General features: G+C 33.1%; 19 protein-coding genes. 10 read left to right on the top strand and 9 right to left on the bottom strand.

Features of this window, described 5'->3' with window-relative positions; genetic code table 11:
• The first annotated feature begins 111 nt into the window (after positions 1 to 111).
• From C3729_RS06465 to C3729_RS06445, 5 genes are all read left to right on the top strand, one after another.
• The gene (locus C3729_RS06465) at positions 112 to 441 is read left to right on the top strand and encodes a PadR family transcriptional regulator (RefSeq protein ID WP_069797022.1); all 330 of its coding nucleotides are present in this window, start codon (positions 112 to 114) and stop codon (positions 439 to 441) included.
• 10 nt (positions 442 to 451) lie between these two features.
• Positions 452 to 2,188 carry a PspC domain-containing protein gene (locus C3729_RS06460; protein ID WP_104793404.1) on the top strand — a complete coding sequence of 579 codons (1,737 nt, stop codon included), beginning with the start codon at positions 452 to 454 and terminating at the stop codon, positions 2,186 to 2,188.
• 348 nt (positions 2,189 to 2,536) lie between these two features.
• Positions 2,537 to 3,103: a 1-acyl-sn-glycerol-3-phosphate acyltransferase gene (locus tag C3729_RS06455; RefSeq protein WP_104793621.1), complete on the top strand. Its 567-nt coding sequence runs from the start codon at positions 2,537 to 2,539 to the stop codon at positions 3,101 to 3,103.
• Between the two features lie 21 nt (positions 3,104 to 3,124).
• Positions 3,125 to 3,550, top strand: coding sequence for a PaaI family thioesterase (locus C3729_RS06450; protein WP_104793403.1), 426 nt, complete (start codon positions 3,125 to 3,127; stop codon positions 3,548 to 3,550).
• A complete protein-coding gene (locus tag C3729_RS06445) occupies positions 3,550 to 4,524 on the top strand; it encodes a chorismate-binding protein (protein ID WP_104793402.1) in 975 nt (324 codons plus the stop codon). Before C3729_RS06450 ends, C3729_RS06445 begins: the two co-directional genes overlap by 1 nt.
• Before the next feature lie 30 nt (positions 4,525 to 4,554).
• Here C3729_RS06445 and C3729_RS06440 read toward each other — a convergent pair whose 3' ends face one another.
• The 9 genes from C3729_RS06440 to C3729_RS06400 all read right to left on the bottom strand — a co-directional run bounded on the left by C3729_RS06440 (position 4,555) and on the right by C3729_RS06400 (position 13,031).
• On the bottom strand, positions 4,555 to 4,752 hold the full coding sequence (locus tag C3729_RS06440) for a hypothetical protein (protein ID WP_069797026.1): 198 nt from the start codon (positions 4,750 to 4,752) through the stop codon (positions 4,555 to 4,557).
• A 33-nt stretch (positions 4,753 to 4,785) separates the two neighbouring features.
• Entirely contained in the window at positions 4,786 to 5,382 is a 597-nt protein-coding gene (locus C3729_RS06435) for a MarC family protein (protein WP_104793401.1), read from the bottom strand.
• A 45-nt stretch (positions 5,383 to 5,427) separates the two neighbouring features.
• Positions 5,428 to 7,140: a BatD family protein gene (locus C3729_RS06430; protein WP_104793400.1), complete on the bottom strand. Its 1,713-nt coding sequence runs from the start codon at positions 7,138 to 7,140 to the stop codon at positions 5,428 to 5,430.
• A 3-nt stretch (positions 7,141 to 7,143) separates the two neighbouring features.
• Positions 7,144 to 7,935 carry a tetratricopeptide repeat protein gene (locus C3729_RS06425; protein ID WP_104793399.1) on the bottom strand — a complete coding sequence of 264 codons (792 nt, stop codon included), beginning with the start codon at positions 7,933 to 7,935 and terminating at the stop codon, positions 7,144 to 7,146.
• A gap of 123 nt (positions 7,936 to 8,058) precedes the next feature.
• Positions 8,059 to 9,066: a vWA domain-containing protein gene (locus tag C3729_RS06420; protein WP_104793398.1), complete on the bottom strand. Its 1,008-nt coding sequence runs from the start codon at positions 9,064 to 9,066 to the stop codon at positions 8,059 to 8,061.
• Between the two features lie 9 nt (positions 9,067 to 9,075).
• Positions 9,076 to 10,059: a VWA domain-containing protein gene (locus C3729_RS06415; RefSeq protein ID WP_104793397.1), complete on the bottom strand. Its 984-nt coding sequence runs from the start codon at positions 10,057 to 10,059 to the stop codon at positions 9,076 to 9,078.
• 1 nt (position 10,060) lies between these two features.
• Positions 10,061 to 10,960, bottom strand: coding sequence for a BatD family protein (locus tag C3729_RS06410; RefSeq protein WP_411266652.1), 900 nt, complete (start codon positions 10,958 to 10,960; stop codon positions 10,061 to 10,063).
• 121 nt (positions 10,961 to 11,081) lie between these two features.
• Positions 11,082 to 11,945, bottom strand: coding sequence for a DUF58 domain-containing protein (locus C3729_RS06405; RefSeq protein WP_104793396.1), 864 nt, complete (start codon positions 11,943 to 11,945; stop codon positions 11,082 to 11,084).
• 81 nt (positions 11,946 to 12,026) lie between these two features.
• On the bottom strand, positions 12,027 to 13,031 hold the full coding sequence (locus C3729_RS06400; protein ID WP_104793395.1) for an AAA family ATPase: 1,005 nt from the start codon (positions 13,029 to 13,031) through the stop codon (positions 12,027 to 12,029).
• Between the two features lie 207 nt (positions 13,032 to 13,238).
• Between C3729_RS06400 and C3729_RS06395 the strand changes: the two genes are divergently transcribed.
• The 5 genes from C3729_RS06395 to C3729_RS06375 all read left to right on the top strand — a co-directional run bounded on the left by C3729_RS06395 (position 13,239) and on the right by C3729_RS06375 (position 18,869).
• The gene (locus C3729_RS06395; RefSeq protein ID WP_104793394.1) at positions 13,239 to 13,709 is read left to right on the top strand and encodes a DinB family protein; all 471 of its coding nucleotides are present in this window, start codon (positions 13,239 to 13,241) and stop codon (positions 13,707 to 13,709) included.
• 228 nt (positions 13,710 to 13,937) lie between these two features.
• Positions 13,938 to 14,666, top strand: coding sequence for a 23S rRNA (guanosine(2251)-2'-O)-methyltransferase RlmB (gene rlmB / locus C3729_RS06390; protein WP_260204493.1), 729 nt, complete (start codon positions 13,938 to 13,940; stop codon positions 14,664 to 14,666).
• A 309-nt stretch (positions 14,667 to 14,975) separates the two neighbouring features.
• Positions 14,976 to 16,028 (top strand): DUF6263 family protein, encoded by a 1,053-nt coding sequence (locus C3729_RS06385; protein WP_104793392.1) that lies wholly within the window; start codon positions 14,976 to 14,978, stop codon positions 16,026 to 16,028.
• Positions 16,029 to 16,031: 3 nt separating this feature from the next.
• Positions 16,032 to 16,265, top strand: a complete 234-nt coding sequence (locus C3729_RS06380) for a hypothetical protein (RefSeq protein ID WP_185117730.1) — start codon at positions 16,032 to 16,034, stop codon at positions 16,263 to 16,265.
• Positions 16,266 to 16,334: 69 nt separating this feature from the next.
• Entirely contained in the window at positions 16,335 to 18,869 is a 2,535-nt protein-coding gene (locus C3729_RS06375; RefSeq protein ID WP_104793391.1) for a YfhO family protein, read from the top strand.
• Positions 18,870 to 18,881: the final 12 nt, after the last annotated feature.

Below are 18,881 nucleotides of genomic sequence, written 5' to 3'. Positions count from 1 at the left end.
TACTACTTTGCATTGCATATTACTAAAAAATACCTATTTTTGTTCAACAGAAAAAAATTCGTAAAATGAATGTTATAACAAATTATAAAAACCACTAATAACTAAAAAAACATGAACACAGAAAATACCAAAGCGCAAATGCGAAAAGGAATTCTAGAGTTCTGTATTTTGAGCCTTATCAATAATAAAGAAATGTATGTTTCTGATTTAATAGACGAACTCAAAAAAGGAAAGCTAGATGTAGTAGAAGGAACTCTTTATCCGCTACTTACAAGATTGAAAAATGGAGAATTTCTTGCTTACAGATGGGAAGAATCTACCAGTGGACCGCCAAGAAAATACTACCAAATTACTGAAAAAGGAAAAACCTTTTTAGCAGAATTACAAAATACTTGGAATGAATTAACAGAATCTGTAAACCAAATCACCAAAACATCATAAAAACTAAACTATGAACAAAACATTATCAATAGGACTTGCTGGTTTTTCTTTCGTAATAGAAGAACACGCATACATAAAACTGAGTGACTACCTCACTGCACTGAGAAGTTCTCTAGAGGAATCAGAAGCAGACGAAATTATGCATGATATCGAAATTAGAATTGTAGAAATTCTAAAAGATAACATGGGAAAAAGAGAAGTGGTAAATGATGATGATATAGAAAAAGTAATTGCCCAAATTGGTAAACCAGAAGTTATAGAAGAGCAAGAAGAAGCTTATTTTTCTGATAAAACTGCCAATAAAAAATCAAGACCTTCATTTTCTTCGGCACAGCAAAAACAACTGTTCCGTGACCCAGAAAATATGAAATTAGCAGGAGTTTGCTCTGGTCTAGCTGCCTATTTCGGGATGGATGTAACTTGGATGAGAGTTATCTGGTTTGGTGTAGCATTTTTAGGATTGTTCACTGCTGGAATCTCTACTACTCTCATCGTATTCTTATATTTAGTATTTTGGATTATCCTTCCAAAAGCAGAAACTGCAGCAGATTTCCTTAAAATGAAAGGTAAACCCTTGAATTTTGACAACTTAAAAGAAGAATCTAGCAATATCGTAAAATTTGCCAATGAATCTACTGCAAAAGTAGGCGAAATGTACAATGAAGCTAAACCTGTAGTTACTTCTGCTGGTAGTGGATTGCTAAACGTTTTAAGAGTTCTTTTCGGTGCTATTTTCGCTTTCTTAGCACTTGGAGCGATCATCGGTTTATTCTTCTTTTTCAATTTATTTGGAAATCCTGATTTTCCTGGTGTAAGCAAAATGAACTTCTTATTTGACGATGGCGGCATGAAATATATCCTTTCTTCACTCATTGTACTCGGAACATTATTTCCAGCAGTTCTTTTCAGCTTAATCAGCATCAAATTATTATCTCCTAAAACTAAATTAAGAAATTTAGGATATGTATTGGGTGGTTTATTCTTAGCAATTGTGCTTTTAGGAACTTATTTCGGAGTAAACATGGCAAAAATAGATATGTCTTATAAAGGTGACAAAGAAGAAACCGAAAATATTTCTATCAATGTTCAGCCAACTGACAGCCTTATCATTGACAAAAAACAAGTAAACATTCCAGCGAATTATACTGCTTATGATGATGATATTTTCTCTGATAAAAAAACGGTTTTCGAAGAAGATTATCCAAACGTAGAAGTAGTAAGAAATGCTAATATTACTCAGCCTTACCTCATCATCAAAAAATATGCGGAAGGTTACAATAAACCTCTAGAACTTAATGTTCCTGTAGAAGTGGTAGGTAACAAAATTTTATTACCAAATTTCGTAAGTTATCCTTACCAATACAGATTCAGACATTACAGTGTAGATTATGAATTGGTAGTTCCTAAAGACATGAAAGTTGCAAAAGGAAACGAACATCTGAATGTAAACGGTGACCTTAACGCAAACGGAATAGATGATGACGATGAAAATAACAACAATGAAAATGGAGATATCGTTATCGAAAAAAATAAAATAAACATCAACGGAACTACGATAGAATATGATTCTGAAAATGCTGACAGTGTAATTATCAACGGAAAAAAATATCCTAAAAAAGTTGCAGACAGCATTTTAGAAAAAGACATCAAAAATATTAACAGTCTAAAAGATTTAGAAAATTTAAAAGACCTTAATATTTCAATTAAAGATGGAGATTCTAAAATAGAAATTAACACCAAAAAATAAATAGTTCTAGTTTAGTTGGGTTGCCGATGATAACAACAGAAACTTCCGCAACCCTACACTAGAAACTAAGTAGCCGAAGTGAAAAGATATTTTATAAAATTTTAACATTTAAAATATTTTAAAATTAAAAATAATTATTACCTTCGCTAAGTGAATGAAACTCACATAAAACAAACAAAAAACACTTGAAATTATGATACAATTTGTCTTAGAAATCGTGATGAAAATAATGGAGTTCATCAGCAGTCTATTTTAGAAAGATTATAATCTATAAAATAATTATATTTGCAAGTAACCTTTTTGCTAAGGTTACTTGTTTTGTTTTTTAAAGAGAAATATATGAAATTTATTAAGAAAATTATCGCAAAGTTTATCCTTTGGGTTTGGGGTTGGAAGATTGTGTTAGAAGGTCCCGCAAGCAATTTAGACCGTTGCGTTTTAGTCGTAGCTCCACACACTGCTAATGATGAATACATTCTTGGAAATCTAGCTTATTGGGTTCTTGATAAGAAACTAAAAGTTATCATAAAAGATGCTCACACAAAGGCTTGGTACGGTTTTATCGTAAAAGCATTGGGAGGAGTTGGAATCGATAGAAGCCAAAGAAATAATTTAGTTCAATTTGTAGTAAACGAATTTAAAAAAGATAATTTTTCTTTAGTCATTACACCAGAAGGAACCAGAAGTTGGGTGCCAAAATGGAGAAAAGGTTTCTATAATATGGCAATTGAAGCAAAAGTACCTATTGTAATTGCAGCAGGAGATTTTAGAACAAAACAAATTCATCTTGGTAAAATGATTTCTGTAGAAGATTTAGAAACCAGAAGCTACGAAAGCATCATGGAAGAATTACAAGAATATTACAAAAAAATCACTCCAAAATATCCAGAAAAGTGGAATCCAAAAATCTACTAATCTAAAAGTTGAATTTTTATGATGACCAACGAAGAAAAATTAGCACAGCTCAACCTTTGGAATAAAAACACTTTAATGGAAACTTTAGAAATCGTTTTCACCGATTTGGGAGACGATTATTTGGTGGGAACTATGCCCGTAAACTCTAGAGTTCATCAGCCATTAGGTTTATTGCATGGTGGTGCTAACATTGCATTTGCAGAAAGTTTAGGCTCATGTCTTTCTAATATTTTGGTAGCACACGAAGGAAAAGCTGCTGTAGGAACCAATATCAATTCTAATCATCTCAAAAGTAAAACCGAAGGAACCGTTACTGGAACGGCTAGAATGATTAGAAAAGGACAAACCCTCCATTTTTTAGAAATAGAAATAAAAGACGAAAACGGAAGTTTACTGTGTCATTCTACGATGACGAATATGGTGATTAACCGAAAAATAGAAAAGTAATGAAAGCTATTTTTAGATTGCCTTTTGAAGAAAAGTTTATCCTAATACATCATCATGAAGCTGCAAGAAATGTGGCTTCTTTTTTTCCTTTTACCAATGGGAAAACCATTCATTTACAAGCAGAAAATCTAGAAGTTTGTACTTCAGAAGAACTCAAATCTTCTTTTTTTGAGGTAGAAAATTTTCCTGAAAATAATGCTGAACTAAATATTCCTCAGCATGAAGAATATCTCCAAAAATTAGAAAAAGCGATTGAAATTATCAAGCAAAATAACTTGCCAAAACTTGTTATTTCTAGACCTATTGCTAAAGAAATTTCTTCTATCAATTTAGAAGAAACCTACCAACTGCTATGCAAAAAATACCCAAATACGCTTTGTTATCTGCTTATTTCTGATGAAGAAATTTGGATCGGTGCAACACCAGAAATTTTAGGAAAATTCAATAAAAAAACACATGAGTTTTTCACCATGAGTTTGGCAGGAACTCTTCCAGTAGATGCAGAATGGAGCGAAAAAGAAATTGAAGAACAAAAGCCTGTCACCCATTATATTTCTGAAATTTTAAAAAAATATGTCACTCTGAGCGAGGTCGAAGAGTCTGAAACTTATAATCATATTTCTGGGAATATTAAACATCTAAGAACTGATTTCACTGCAAAAATCGAAGATAATAGACTTGAAGAATTAATTGAAGAACTCCATCCTACTCCCGCAGTTTGTGGAATTCCGAAGGAATTTTGCAAAGAAAAAATTATAGAAATTGAACAATATAACCGTGAATTTTACGCAGGTTACATTAAAATAGAAACCGAGGAAGAAATTTATTGCTTTGTGAATCTTAGATGTGCAAAAATTTACAAAAATCAAGTAATCGCTTTTGCAGGTGGCGGAATTACGGCACTTTCTTCGCCAGAAAAAGAATGGCGAGAAACCGAACTGAAATCTCAAGCTATTCTTCATCATTTACAATAAAAAAATCCGCTTCTAGAAGCGGATTTTTCATTAACTATTTTTCTGCGAAAGTTTTTTCCAAGTGTTCATAACCAGAGTAACTAAAATTCCTATAATAGATGCGACTATAGAGAATAAGAATTTATTGTTTTCTGAATGCATAAAACCTAAATTCCAGTCGATTGCATAAAGATTAACTCCTAAAAATATAATAAAAAGCACTAAAAAAACTTTGTAAAACGTTGTCATTGGTATGAGATTTATGATTTAATATTGATAATTTTAAAATTGTACGTAAGTAGAAAATAACTGCGCAAAGTTAGCGGTAAATAATTTAATAGAAATCGCTAAAAGGATAATTCCAAAAACTTTTTTGAAAATCATCAGCGTAGCATCTCCTATTTTTTCTTCTAAGAAATTGGCAGATTTTAGAACGATGTAAACCAAAATGGTATTGAGCAAAATCCCTAAAATTATATTCACTACATGAAATTCTGCACGAAGTGATAAGGTAGTCGTCAATGTTCCAGCTCCGGCTACTAAAGGAAACGCAATCGGAACGATAGAAGCAGCCTTCACGTTTTCTACTTTGTGAATTTCTATTCCCAAAATCATTTCCAAAGCAATAATAAAAATAACCAAAGCTCCCGCAATTGCAAACGAATTCACGTCTATCCCGATGAATTTTAGCATTTCTTTTCCTACAAAAAGAAAAACAATCATCAATGCTCCAGAAACAATCGATGCTCTTTCTGCATCAATATGCCCGAATTGCTTTCTAAGAGAAACAATAATAGGAACCGAACCTAAAATATCGATTACTGCAAACAAAACCATAAAACAAGTCAAGGTTTCTTTAAAAGAAAACGATTCTAACATAGTGTGATTTTTTTATTATTTTCACAAAAGTATGAAATACTTTTATTATTCCATAATTTCAGAATACATCGCAGTTATAGAGTTGTAAAGCTCTTCTAAATGAGAGTCGTCATGAATAGGCGAGTATTTTTCTATTGAAATTTGTTGTTCTAGATTTCTGAAATCTTCGGTGAACTGAGAACCTTTGTAATTTTCTAAAAATGCTTTCAATCCCATTCCAAATTTTTGCTGAATATGCTGTTCTGCATCTTGTTGCAACTCTTCATAAGTAGCAAAAAATGCTGAATAGTCTCTGTTAGACAAAAGCGTTTTCATATATTCTAAATTCGCTTCAAAGCCTGGTTTTAGAAGATTTTTAATTTTTTCTTCTTCTTCTCTAATGGTAGTTATTGGTTTATTTTCAACAGTAACCAAAGCTTTTTTCTTTGGTCTAATCCACAAGAAGAAAAGGAAAGTTCCCATTACAAGCACTGCCAAACCAAAAAATAAATTTTTAAAATTAAAACGGTAAGACTGTGTATGTTTTTCTTTTTCGATAACAGGCAAAGGAACGCTATTTAAAACATTGGCAGTATAATCATCCACAATATCAATAGTTGATTTCTGCGCTGCAATTTGAGCTGAATTTAGTACATTCAACACAATACTTTTCACACCCAAATCAATGTACTGATTCAGTTCTGGATTGAAAAACGAAAACGGTTCAGTAGAAATATTGATTTTCCCTTCATGCTTAGGAATCACCACATATTTTGCAGTAATTGAACCTTTCACTCCTTCTTTATTGGTAGATAATTTGCTTATAATCTGAGGTTTGAAAAAAGTATAATCTTTAGATTCTATTAATTTCGGCAATTTATCTTCGTCTAAATTTCCTAAACCTGAAATTTTCACCAAAACGTCAATCGGTTTGTTTACTTCCAGAGGTTCTGTTTTTGCTATTTCTTTAATGGAAACATGAAATTTCCCTACCGCATTTTTAAAATTCTCTGGAGAATCTTTCGGCAAAGTTTTTACATTAATTTTAACCTTATTCGAAACAATTTTACTGATTTCTGGCGTTTTCACCATTGCCGAAACTGGCTCTATTTCTACATTACCCGCTTCTTCTGGAAAAATAATAAACATAGCAATTACTTGCGAAGCCATTTCGCCATTTACATTTTCTATGTCTTGTTTTTTGTAACTGATAGGCTTAATTCTCGCGTTATTTTGTTGCGGAAATTTTATATTTTCTAATTTTCTGAAATTATCATAATTCTTGCTATAAGCTCTCAAAACCGCTACAGTTGGCTGATTTTCATAAACTTCCTTGTCTTGAACTTCTACATTCAGATACACATCTTTAGAAAGATATTCGGTTTCAGCTCGTGACGTTTCTTTCACCAAAATATCAAAAGGTTCTGATTTATAAATTTTACCATTTACGGTAAGTAAAGCCGAGCCAATTTTCACTTTTCCCGTAACTTTTGGCTGAAGATATAATTGATAAATGATTTGGTTTACTCTAATTCCTCTTTTTTGGTCAATGAAAGTATTTTGTTCGGAAGCACTTCCTACAATATCGAATTTTGATAAATCAGGAAGACGAAGGGGACTCTGCTGTTCCATGTTTTCGCCTACCACTTCTTGTACAATGGTGAGAACAACGGGTTCATTTTGCTTCGGTTCTTTGGTATTGACATCAGTCAAAACGGTAACTTGTCCGTAAGAAATTGCAGACATTACAAAAAATAATATGTTGAGAACTTTTTGCATTAATTACCAGTCTTTTGTATTGCTTTCTGGTGAATAGTAACCATTTTTATTGAGTAATTTTTTGGCGGTTTCTCTTTCTTGATTTGCACTTCTTTGCAGAATTAATTTTTGCAAATCTTTAGGGATTTTATTTGGGTCATTAGGATTCTGCGGCTCATTTTTCTGATTTTGTTTTTCCGCTCCTTGATTTCCTTTTCCTTTATTTTGATCGCCTATATTACCTTTCGGTTGATTTTTGGTATTGTTATTTTTATTTTCTTGATTTTGATCTCCTTGCTGATTTTGATTATTATCTTGGTTTTTATTTTGGTTATTTTGTTGATTTTGCTGTTGGTTTTGTTGATTTTGTTTATTGTCTTTTTGCTTTTGCTTCTTCTTTGCAATTTGTAAATTTTTTAAAATCGCTTCATTATCTGGATCGAATTTCAAAGCATTCTTATAAGCATTAACTGCTTTTTCGCCATCACCATTTTGAAGATGAGCATTTCCTTCGTTGTAATAAGAAGCTGCTTTTTCATCTTTATTATTGGTATTTTTTTGTGCTTTTTGATATTCGGCAATCGCTTCGTCGTACTTTTTTATTTTATACAAAGAATTGCCCAAATTATAATGCGCACCAAAATCTTTTTCATTTTTTTTCACCGCTTCCGAAAATGTAGAAGTAGCTTCGCCATACTTTTGTTTGTCGAAGCTTCGGTTTCCTCTGAAGATTAGGGTGTTTAAACTTTCTTGGGCCTTAACATTAAAGAGACCAAGAAAAAATAAGCTAATATGTACAAAAAACTTTATCAACATTTGTTGGTACAAAAATATCGCTTTAATTCTTAAAATTAAATCCTAGAAATGTTAAATAATTGATAAAAAAGTAGTTTTTTGAGACTAAAATTCAAGGTTTTGCGTTTTCTAAAGTTTTCATTTTTAAAAATTGAAATCTTTTTTAGGATTAAAAAGAAAAATAATGACAAATATAAAAAGCGAAACGCCCAAAAACCATTGGTAATAATGCACCGCAGATTGTGTATTTACCAATGTTTCCGAAGCTCCTTTTTGGTTTCTGAGTTGTAAAACAATTTTATTCACCGCTGCTTCCATATCATTTCCGTCCACATATTCGCCATTAGTATCAAAAGCGAGAGACATCAATGCTTCTGTTTGTCTTTTGGTAATAATCGTCTCGCCGAGAGCATCTGTTTTATAGCCCATTAATTGCCCAAATTCATAAATAGGAATTGGCGCTCCATCGTCTTTTCCTATTCCTACAGAATTGATGGTTATTCCTTGTCTCAATGCTTCATCTATCGCCGCTTTGTCATTTCCTTCATTATCTTCGCCATCACTAATTAAAACGATTTTTCTAGCACCTTTCGGAACATTTTTAAATTTTTCTGTGGCTACTTCTATTGCTTTTAGAAAATCTGTCCCTTGTTTCCCAATCGTAGTGGTTTCTATCGCTCCAATATACGTTTCGGCGGCAGAATAATCTGTAGTCAAAGGCATTATAGATTGTGCATCTCCTGCAAAAACTACGATTCCTACTTTGTCATCGCCCAAATTTTGTATGGTATTGATCAAAATGTTTTTGGCTTGTTCTAATCGAGAAGGTTGCACATCTTGTGCGTTCATAGAGTTAGAAACATCTAGCAAAAAAATCACAGAATTTACTTTTTGTTGGATTTTCATCTCTTCTTTTCCTCCCAAAAAATCTACCATTGCTAAAATCAAAAAAACGAAAGCCAACAAATATAAAACTGGGAAAAATTTAGAAAATTGATGATCTTTCGGAAATAAATCTTCTTGAAATTGAGCTTCAGCAAAAATATTTCTCCTTTCTGATTTCCATTTTTTGAAACCAAAAAGAAGCCATGCTATTACTGGCAAAAGCAATAACAACAATAAATACCAAATATTTCCTAGACTAAAATTCATTTCTATTTTTTAATTAAAAATCCTGAAAATTCTCCATCTTAAAACTGCATCTATTATTAAAAACACCAAGGCAATCCAAAGAAAAACCCTGAAATATTCTTCGTAATTGTAAATTTTATTGGTCTTAATTTTCGATTTTTCTAAAGAGTTAATCTCGTTATATACATTTTCTAAACTCGTATTAGAAGTAGCTCTGTAATATTTTCCACCTGTTAAAGTCGCAATTTCAGAAAGCGTAGCTTCATCAATCTGTACTTCTTGTTCGAAAAATTGTATCCCAAAAGATGTAATCTGCGGAAATAACGCAAAACCATTCGTTCCGATTCCTATCGTGTACACTTTAATTCCGTAGGATTTTGCCAATTCACCTGCAAACTGTGGTGGCATCGCATTCGGAACCGTATTTACGCCATCAGTCATTAAAATAATGATTTTAGACTTTGATTTACTGTCTTTCAAATGATTAACCGCTACAGAAAGTCCTTCTCCAATCGCTGTTCCCGTAAGTTCTTCACTCGGACTCATGTCTCTAATTTCATCTAAAACCACTTGATGGTCAGAAGTGAGCGGAACTTTTGTAATTCCTTCTCCCCAATATTCCACAATTCCTATTCTATCGCCTTCCCTTTTTTTGACAAAATCCGTTGCTATTTTTTTCAAAGCTGTAATTCTATCAGGCTCTAAATCTTTGGCCAACATACTGGGCGAAATGTCAATCGCTAAGAAAATGTCAATGCCTTTGGTTTCGTCTCTATCGCTAAAAATGGTGTAAGTTCTAGGTCTAGCCAAAGCAATAATCAGCGCAGAAATAATGATGTATTTAGAAAATTGTAAAAATTTTTGAACCCAAGAAAAACTTCCTGCTATAGACATATTTTGGGTAGTCGGAACATTAATTCCCGAATTTTTCTTCTTGCTAAAATCCCTTATCAAAAGCGGAATAAAAAGCAAAAATAGCAATAAAAAATATGGACTGTCTATCTCAAAATTCATCTTAATGCACTTCTCTTAAATGTTCTGCTTCAATATCTGTAACCGAACGTTCTACAAATTCATAAATCTCTAAAAAATCACGCTCCATCAATTCTTGATTCGGAAGAATTTTGGCAAATTTCACCAAATCTCCTCTCAGAAAAACCTCTTCCACTATTTTTTCATTCTCTGGCGAAATTTTATTGGTATGTTTCATCACATCGATTAAATCATCGGTCAACAAAACATCTGCAGGAATATGATATTGTTTTACCAAAAAAGCTCTGGTTATGTCTATCAATTCTACATAAAACATTCTGTAATTGCCTTTTTCTGCGTATTTCTTCTTTTCTAGATTTTTTAGATCTTGTAATGTTTTATGAATCGGACTTTTCTCTTTTCCAGAATTTCTGAAAACGCCATTTTTGAAGAAACTTAAAAATAAAAACAGGGAAGTAAAAATCACCAAACCTCCTAAAATATACCATTTATACATTTCCCAATAATCACTGAAACCCAAATCAACTTGCTTATTGTTCATAATATCGTTGATTTGATCATCTGCATTCACAGGATTATAAACCGTAATTTCGTAAGGAATCGTTTTGATGGTTTCTGCTCCATTTATCGAAAATTCAAGTTCTGGAATGGAAAATTTCCCTTCCTCAAAAACCTGAAATTCTACAGTTCTGGTGTATTGATCGTATGTTTTGTTGATTTCGTCTTTTGTTTCTTCTAAATGAAAAGGCAAGAGCTCATTTTTAGGTTTAGAAATCACATCTTTTCCTCCTAAACCATTGATGGTTACTCGAAAGGTTGCTTTTTCGCCTAGCGCAATTTTTTCTTTAGACAAATTAGAAGAAAGCGTCTGTGCAGAAAAACATTGAGCAACAAAAATAAACAACAAAGCCAATTTTTTAATCACTCCAAAAGCAACAAAAGGCCATTTGAACCTTTTTAGATTTGGCGAAACTTTATCGAGTTGTCGGTCTATATATTGATTGAAAATTTTTAAAAAATTTTTCTTCATTAATTGCTATTTTCTATTTTTTCTGAAAATAATTATACAAAACCTTGGTATAATCTTCCTCTGCTTTCACTTCTACAAAACTTGCAGAACTTTTCTCAAAAGCTTCTCTCAGGTGTCTTATTTTTTGTTTCTGAGCTTCTGCATAATTGTAACGCCATCTTTGGTTAGACGTATTTACCCAAATTTGTTTTCCTGTTTCTATATCTCTGAAAAAAGCATAACCTACATCTGGAATTTCATTGTCTTTTTCGTCAAAAACTCTCAAACCTAGTAATTGATGTTTTTTGGAAGCGATTTTCAATAATTTTTCGTCAAATTCATCTGCAAAATCAGAAAAAAGAAACGCTAGAGATTTCTTTTTAAAAACATGCATCATATATTCTAAAGCCGCATCTATATTGGTTTCTGCCTGCACATAATCTGCGGTCAAAATCGTAGAAATTATGGCTAAAATATGTTTTCTACCTTTCTGTGGCGGAATAACTTTATACACTTTATCCGCAAACAAAATCAGACCTACTTTATCATTATTTCCTGCCGCCGAAAATCCTAAACTTGCCGAAATTTCTGCCACCAATTCTCTTTTCAGTTGAATTTTTGTCCCATAATTCATAGAGGCAGAAATGTCTACCAAAATCATCATGGTGAGTTCACGTTCTTCTTCCATCACTTTTACGTAAGGTTCTTTGAAACGTGCGGTTTTGTTCCAATCAATTCTTCTGATATCATCTCCAAATTGATACGGACGAACTTCTGCAAAAGCCATTCCTTGACCTTTAAAAGCACTGTGATATTGCCCCATCAAAGTATTTTCCGTTCTCTTTCGAGTACGGATTTCTATTTGTTTTACTTTTTTTACAATATCTTTTATTTGCATAAGAGTTACGTGTTGTAAGTTACGTGTTACGAGATTTCACGAAATACAACTCGTATCTCGAAACTCGAAACTCGTATCATTTTACGGAGCAGAAACTTTGCCTAAAATTTTTTCTACAATTGCGTCTGCATCTACATCTTCTGCTTCCGCCTCGAAGCTAAGACCAATTCTGTGACGTAAAACATCTTTCGCAATCGCTTTCACATCTTCAGGAATTACAAAAGCTCTACCTTTCAAGAAAGCATAAGCTCGTGAAGCAATCGCCAAATTAATAGAAGCTCTAGGTGACGCACCGAAACTTATGTAATTTTTCAGTTCAGAAAGTCCATATTTCTCTGGAAATCTGGTCGAAAAAACCATATCAAGAATATATTTCTCAATTTTTTCGTCTAGATAAATTTGATTAATGATTTTCTTGGCTTCTACAATTTGCTCCAAAGAAATCACGGGTTTTATTTGTGGAATATCCGAAGTAGAAACCATTCTCATGACTTGTCTTTCTTCCTCAAATTCAGGATAATCAATTTTGCATTTCAGCATAAAACGGTCGGTTTGTGCTTCTGGCAAAAGATAAGTTCCTTCTTGGTCAATTGGGTTTTGCGTCGCTAAAACCAAAAACGGTGTTGGCAATTTCATAGTTTCATCACCAATCGTCACTTGTTTTTCTTGCATGACTTCCAAAAGTGCAGATTGCACTTTTGCTGGAGCACGATTGATTTCATCCGCCAAAACAAAATTTGCAAAAACAGGACCTTTTTTGATGGAAAAATCGTTTTCTTTCACATTATAAATCTGCGTACCGATAACGTCTGCAGGCAATAAATCTGGCGTAAACTGAATTCTAGAAAACGCTCCATGAACCGCTTCTGAAAGGGTTTTGATGGCTAAAGTTTTTGCCAAACCAGGAACACCTTCCAGCAAAACATGACCATTTCCTAACAGACCAATTAAAAGTCTGTCTACCATGTATTCTTGTCCGATAATTGCTCTGTTAATTTCCTTTTTCAAAAGTGAAAAATAAACGTTCTGTTCTTTTACTTTTTCGGTGAGTTGTTTAATATCTTCGGCTTGATTAAGTTCTTGCATAATTTTTTGAAAAATTAGACTGTAAATTTCACGATTTTCAAGGAATTGGCAACACAATTAATGCCAAATTTTGGTTAAAGTTTGTTAAAATGTTGGATGCTAGAAGTTGGATGTTTGAAGTTTTCTTAAAATTTCCAAAAACTTCCCGCATCAAGCATCAAACTTCCAGCCTTTTTCAGTATTTTTGGAGATTAAAATCAATTTTAAATGAATACTCATTTTCAAAATCATAGAGCAGTAAGAAAAAACCTTCTTAATATTTTACAAAATACGTCTCACAAAGACATGTTGACCATTCCAGATGGTTTTAACAATAATATTTATTGGAATATTGCACATTGCGTAGCTACTCAGCAACTTTTGTGTTATTATTTAAGCGGAAATCCTTTTAGAATAGACAAATATTGGGTAGATACTTACAAAAAAGGCACGCTTCCCAATCTGGATGTTTCTGAATCTGAAGTGGAAGATTTAGGTTTCCTACTTATCGAAACTTCTAAAATTCTGATGAAAGATTATGACGATGATTTTTTCCCAGATTACACTGCTTATTCTACAAGTTTTGGAATTGATTTAAAAAATATTCAAGATGCAATTATTTTCAACAATATGCACGAAAGTTTACATTTTGGATACGCAATGGCTCAAAAACGTGCTTTAGCAGGAGAGCAGTTCTAAGAGCCAAGTAAAAATAACCAAGTAAAAGTAAGACTTGTTAAAAGCAAGACTTGTTAAAAGCAAGTTTAATAAATTTTAAAAATCAAAAAATTGGGAGAATTTAATAAAAAATATAGCTCAGGCGAAAGAAGAAGTTTTGGTCCAAAAAATTTCGACAGAAAACCTCGTTTTGACAATAGAAACTCGGAACACGAATCTCGTAACTCGGAACAAAAAACCGAAGATTTCATTTTCGGTTTGAGACCTGTAATGGAAGCGATAGAAGCTGGGAAAACCATCGACAAAATTTTTGTGCAAGGTGGTTTACAAGGTGAGATTTATTCGGAATTAAAAAAATTACTGAAAAAACATAACATCAGACCAAACACGGTTCCGGTAGAAAAACTGAATCGTTTTACCAGAAAAAATCACCAAGGTGTAGTAGCATTTATCTCAGAAATTCCGTTTTATAAAATCGAGGATTTGTTGCCACAGATTTTTGAAGAAGGAAAAGTTCCGTTTTTATTGATTTTGGATAGATTGACAGATGTAAGAAATTTCGGAGCGATTGCCAGAACTGCAGAATGTGTAGGAATAGACGCAATTGTAATTCCAGACAAAGGAGCTGCTCCTATCAATTCTGATGCGATTAAAACTTCGGCGGGTGCACTTTACAATGTAAAAATCTGCAAAGAAAATAATTTGGCTCACGTAGTAGATTTTCTTCAGCAATCAGGAGTTACCGTTTTTGCAGCCACTGAAAAGGCAGAAAAAATGATTTATGACGCTCATTTTTCAGAACCTTGCGCCATCGTAATGGGAAATGAAGAAACAGGAATTTCTAAAGAAGTAATGCATCATGCTGATGAAAAAATAAAATTGCCAATCACTGGAAAAACACAGTCCCTGAACGTTTCTGTAGCTTGTGGAGCGATTCTTTATGAAGCAGTGAGACAGAAAATGGTTGGAGAATTGTAGAGTTGGAGAGTATTTTTAGCCGTTCCGTAGGAACGCAATGTGTGTAGAAATATAATTAATATTAAAAAATGGCGGTTCCGTAGGAACCGAATGTTTTTTGCATAAAATTGGTAAATTGTCAAACGAAAACCCTAAACATGAATTATAGCCCTGATTAAACGATATGTTTGAGCTCTTTTTGTTTTTTTTAAGATGTTTCGACTCTACTTAGCATGACAAAAAAACAAAAAAGCGAGTTGCGAAAGCAGGACTAAAAGTGAATAAAAAGGCAAGATTCTTGCTTCAAATGATACAAAATAATTAAAATCAATGAAAAAAATTACAGCAATTGCGCTGCTTTCAATAGCAATCGTTTCTTGTCAAAAAGAAACAAAAACCGTAACCAAAGTTGACCCTAAAACTGGAAAAACCATCACTGTAGAAGTTCCTGTGGAAGATAAAGAAACAGCAAAAGTAGAAAATCCTGCCATTAAAGATTCTTTAGGTGTTTACCACGCAACTTTTAAATTAGAAAAAGGAAAAACGTATCCTTTCAGTACCTACCAAAGAGATGTGCAAACGCTTTCTGACGGGAAACAAAACATTTCTGGAACGAATGAATCTACAGACGAAATGACGTTTACCGTAGATAATATCGATGCTAAAGGAAACTACGAAATTTCTATGACGTTGGTTGGGAAAAGAATGTCTGCAACTTCTCAAGGAAAAACCCAAGCGATAGATACAAAAGGAAACGCTCCTGAAGATGCTCAACAAAAATTTATGTGGGCTGTACAAAAAGCACAAACAGGTAATAAATTAAAAATTACCATGGACAAAACTGGGAAAATTCTTTCTATTAAAGGTTTTGAACCCGTTTACAAAAAAACCAATGATGCTGCTGCTTCGGTGATTAAAGATGCTGCTCAACTTAAAAATTTCATGGAAGGATTTAAATTGAGTTTCAACGAGAAATTTTTAAAAGAACAATTTGGAAAAAACCTAAATATTCTTCCAGCAAAAGGCGTAAAATTAGGCGGAACATGGACACAGTCTGACAATGTAACTCCAGATGGAAGTGTAAAAATAAATACCACTTATACTCTAGCAAAAGTAGAAGACGGAATTGCAGAAATTACTGTAAAAGGTGGAATTCCTAGAAAAGCAAAAACACAATCTAAAAACGGAATGACGCATTCTGTAAGCATAGAAGGGAATCAAACAGGAACCATAAAAATAGACGCCAACTCTGGTTGGATTCTAGGCTCTAAAATCCAAATGAACACTACGGAAAAAGAAAGTTTGAGCGACGGAAAACAATCGCAAAGCATGTCTAAAAAGACCAACTCTTTAGTTACAATCAATCCTAGTTATAAATTTTAAAAAATGGCACTGGTTAAATATTTATTCGAATTAGTTTTAGCAACCATCATTATATTCTTTGTTTGGAATATTTTGAAAAGGATATTCTTTAATCAATTTTATAAAAATTTTCCTAGTCTTAATCCTAGAAACAGAGAAAACGTTTCGCCCAAACCTGCAAAACCTACTAAAGAACAAGTAAAATGGGATGCGGAAACCGTGGAATACGAAGAAGTAGAGGAAAAAGAAAAAAGGTAGAGTAACGACCTAAATCATAGAACCGGAGTTTTTCCGAAACAAACAACAAAAGATAAATTTTTGCAAAATATGCTGAAAAATAAAAACATTCTTTACATCGTCATTTCATTGGCGATTTTTGTAGTTTTAGCTTTAGTTTATAACAATCCTATCATTTCTGGGAAACAACTTTTGCAACATGACATTGTACAATACAAAGGTGGCGCAAAAGAACTTTTAGACTACAGAGCCGAAAACGGCAAAGAAACTTATTGGAGTGATGCCATGTTTGGCGGAATGCCTACTTATCAGTCGGGTTCACAGTTTAGAGGTGATATCATCAAAAAAATAGATGACACGCTGAACTTTTTGCCAAAACCTGCGAATTTTATTTTTCTGCTTTTTGCTGGATTTTTCTTACTCGGCTATGTTGCGACTAAAAATTGGAAATATGCCTTGTTAGGTTCCACATTTTTTGGACTTTCCACGTATTTCTACATCATCATTGCAGCTGGTCATAATGGCAAAGTAGCCACTTTAACTTATTTCGCACCACTTTTAGCGGGGATTTTACTCGTCTATATTCGTAAAAAATATATTCTTGGTTTCATTGTCACTGCACTTTTCATGGGATTGCAAATTGCTGCAAACCATCCACAAATGACGTATTACCTTTTCTTGGCATTAGGATTTTTATTCTTGTCTGAATTGGTAAGAGCAGCTACAGGAAAAACGCCATGGAAACATTTCTTCATTTCTTCGGGAATTTTGGCTTTGGCGATGATTCTGGGAATTGGAATGAACAGTCAGAGACTTCTCGCCAATTCTGAATATGTAAAAGAAACCGTTCGTGGAAAACAAATTCTGAAATCTGAGCACAATGCTGCAGATAATGACGGAATGAAAAAACAAGAAATTCTGAACTGGAGCTATGGAAAACTAGAAACCTTGAACTTATTCATTCCAAGAGCAATGGGAGGAGCAAGTGATGAAGAAGGCTCAGACGAAATGATGAAAAAAGTTCAGGAATTGGTTCAAGAAAATGTAACCTCACAAGAAGAATATGACCAAATTTCTAAAGGATTTGGAGGAAGTTTAACGTATTGGGGAGACCAACCAGGAACTTCTGGACCGGCTTATCAAGGTGCAATTGTGGTATTTTTAGCCATTTTAGGATTTTTCTTCGGGTGGAAAAAATACCGTTATTGGATTTTAGGCGCGTCTGTACTTTTTGTGCTTTTAGCTTGGGGAAGCAATTTCATGCCATTGTCTGAATTATTCATCAAATTTGTTCCGTTTTACGATAAATTTAGAGCTCCAAGTTCTATCTTGGTTGTTGTGGAATTATTGTTCCCACTCATTGCAATCATTGGATTATACAGATTTTTTAACGATGAAAAACTTACCGAAGATTACAAACAAAAAGTTTTAGTTTACGGAAGTTCTGCAGTTTTAGGAATTACTTTATTATTGGTTATTTTTGGGAAAAGCTTACTCGGATTTGCTACTTCAAATGAAACCGCTTATTTGCCTCCTTATTTATTAGATTATTTGGTTGGCGAACGTTTCACGATGTTTAGAATCGATGCTATTAAAGCCATGATTTATGTTTCTATCACTGCTTTAGCACTATATTTTGCATTGAAGAAAAAATTATCTCAAAACATTGCTCTAATCGTTATAGGATTGGTAAGTTTATTTGATTTATGGTCGGTGAATAAGAGATATTTAAACAGCGATAATTTTGTTGATAAAGCTTTTGCACAAACTCCATTTGTGACCGAAAATTCAGATTATTTAGCTGGAAAAGCAGGTGATAATCCACTTTTAAATGATTTGCTTTCTAGAGCGAATATGAATAAAACTTTAGAAGAAATCACCGAAAAAGATAAAACTCATTATAGAATTTTCAATCAACTTTTAGGACCTTTTAATGAAACCAATACTTCTTATTACAAGGCTTCTGTTGGTGGTTATCACGCTGTAAAACTCAGAAGGTATGACGATTTAATCAATCATTATTTCTATGCTGAAGACAGTGTGAAGTCTGCTCAAATTCCGCAAATTCTGAATTTATTGAACACCAAATATGTAGTTGGCGGAACATTGGAACAACCTCAAGTTCAAATCAATCCGAATGCAAATGGAAATGCTTGGCTGGTTTCTGATGTAAAATTTGTAAATACTCCGAATGAAGAAATAGATGAAATAGGAAATATAGATTCTAAAAAAACGGCGGTTATTTCGAAGGATGATCAAAAATATTTTGAAGGAAAAACTTTAGCAACTGATTCTACTGCTTTTGTAAATTTAACAAAATATCAAGCAGACGAACTGGAATATAAAACACAGTCTAAAACGCCACAATTGGCTGTTTTTTCTGAAATTTATTATCCAAAAGGCTGGAAAATGTTTGTAGACGGAAAAGAAGTTCCATACATCAAAGCTGATTATTTATTGAGAGCCGTTTACGTTCCAGCAGGAACTCACACTGTAAAAATGATATTCGAACCAGAAGTGATAGCCAAAGGAAAAACCATTTCCTTAATTGCTTTTGGTTTGTTTGTATTGCTTTCTTTGGTGGGGATTTATTTTCTCATTAGAAAAAAAAGTTTTAAAAACTGAATAAATCGTAAA

It is taken from the genome of Cloacibacterium normanense (genome assembly GCF_002943105.1).
Lineage (GTDB): Bacteria > Bacteroidota > Bacteroidia > Flavobacteriales > Weeksellaceae > Cloacibacterium.
This window is presented reverse-complemented; position numbering and strand designations above follow the sequence as displayed.